Source organism: Flavobacterium psychrotolerans, from assembly GCF_003097635.1.
Taxonomy (GTDB): Bacteria; Bacteroidota; Bacteroidia; order Flavobacteriales; family Flavobacteriaceae; genus Flavobacterium; species Flavobacterium psychrotolerans.
In genome coordinates, this window is the sequence record NZ_QCZI01000040.1 from 1 (window position 1) to 2063 (window position 2063).

Here is a 2063-nt window from a genome sequence, read left to right on the forward strand (position 1 = left end):
ATTCCAGATAAGCCAACCCTGAAGACAAGCCCTGAAAGGGCCCTGTTACGGGAACTCCTTCAGCAGCGTGATCGCCTAGTCCAACAGCGAGATGACGACCGGCGGCGCCTGAAGCAGGCTCAGTCAGCGATGGTCGCCATTTTCCTGAACACCAATCTCCAGCACTTTGCCTCGCAGATAAAGTTGGTGGAGCAAGCGATCAAGCAGCAGGCCACAGTGCTCAACGATGAACGGATTGCCAAATTGGACGAAGTCAAAGGCATCGGGATGGTAACCGCGACCAAGCTGGTAGCGCTCTTGCCGGAACTGGGGCATGTGGAGTCCAGGGAAATAGCCTCTTTGGTCGGCGTGGCCCCCTTCAATCACGACAGCGGAAAGTCCGTGGGCAAGCGCTTTATTTCAGGAGGCCGATTTGAGGTCAGGCGTGCGCTGTACATGGCGTGCCTGGTGGCGGTGAAACATAATCCAACGCTCAAAGCCCGATATGAAGCGCTGCGTGGGCGGGGGAAACTTGCCAAGGTTGCGATTGTGGCCTGCATGAGAATCTTCATCGTGCGCCTCAACGCGATGCTCAGATCGGGCACGCCGTGGCGGGATGACTTACCGCAGCCATGAAAACATAGCGCAGCTCAAATCAGGGTGGGAGCAGGTTTACCCGCGAAGAAGACACCGTGTGGATGGCACGGGCTTCGCCCGTGTTCGCGGGGCAAGCCCGCTCCCACAGGGATTCGAGCTGGGCTGAATTTTTTGCCCACAAAGACAAAACCCCTACCTGCATGCGCAGATAGGGGTTTTGCGAAATGAATCTTGACGATGACCTACTCTCACATGGGGAAACCCCACACTACCATCGGCGATGCATCGTTTCACTGCTGAGTTCGGGATGGGATCAGGTGGTTCCAATGCTCTATGGTCGTCAAGAAATTCTGTAGCCAGAATGTCCAGATGGACAGCCCAGCGAATCCGGATATGTGATGTTTGTGGTTCGTTGCGAACTTTCGGTTCGTATCATCTTCACCACCGCAATCTGCGTCAGCAAATTGCTTGGGTGTTATATGGTCAAGCCTCACGGGCAATTAGTATTGGTTAGCTCAACGCCTCACAGCGCTTACACACCCAACCTATCAACGTCGTAGTCTTCGACGGCCCTTTAGGGGATTCAAGATCCCAGTGAGATCTCATCTTGAGGCAAGTTTCCCGCTTAGATGCTTTCAGCGGTTATCTCTTCCGAACATAGCTACCCGGCAATGCCACTGGCGTGACAACCGGAACACCAGAGGTTCGTCCACTCCGGTCCTCTCGTACTAGGAGCAGCCCCTCTCAAATCTCAAACGTCCACGGCAGATAGGGACCGAACTGTCTCACGACGTTATAAACCCAGCTCGCGTACCACTTTAAATGGCGAACAGCCATACCCTTGGGACCGGCTTCAGCCCCAGGATGTGATGAGCCGACATCGAGGTGCCAAACACCGCCGTCGATATGAACTCTTGGGCGGTATCAGCCTGTTATCCCCGGAGTACCTTTTATCCGTTGAGCGATGGCCCTTCCATACAGAACCACCGGATCACTAAGACCTACTTTCGTACCTGCTCGACGTGTGTGTCTCGCAGTCAAGCGCGCTTTTGCCTTTATACTCTACGACCGATTTCCGACCGGTCTGAGCGCACCTTCGTACTCCTCCGTTACTCTTTGGGAGGAGACCGCCCCAGTCAAACTACCCACCATACACTGTCCTCGATCCGGATAACGGACCTGAGTTAGAACCTCAAAGTTGCCAGGGTGGTATTTCAAGGATGGCTCCATGAGAACTGGCGTCCCCACTTCAAAGCCTCCCACCTATCCTACACAAGCAAATTCAAAGTCCAGTGCAAAGCTATAGTAAAGGTTCACGGGGTCTTTCCGTCTAGCCGCGGATACACTGCATCTTCACAGCGATTTCAATTTCACTGAGTCTCGGGTGGAGACAGCGCCGCCATCGTTACGCCATTCGTGCAGGTCGGAACTTACCCGACAAGGAATTTCGCTACCTTAGGACCGTTATAGTTACGGCCGCCGTTTAC

General features: G+C 54.2%; 1 protein-coding gene and 2 rRNA genes. 1 reads left to right on the top strand and 2 read right to left on the bottom strand.

The window, feature by feature from the left end:
- Nucleotides 1-615, top strand: a 615-nt coding sequence (locus tag DB895_RS14035) for a transposase (protein ID WP_133242689.1), incomplete at its 5' end; no start/stop codon positions are given.
- A gap of 190 nt (nt 616-805) precedes the next feature.
- Here DB895_RS14035 and rrf read toward each other — a convergent pair.
- Nucleotides 806-921: ribosomal RNA gene (gene rrf, locus DB895_RS14040) — 5S ribosomal RNA — on the bottom strand.
- Between the two features lie 134 nt (nt 922-1055).
- Nucleotides 1056-2063 (bottom strand): 23S ribosomal RNA (locus DB895_RS14045); the annotation flags it as partial.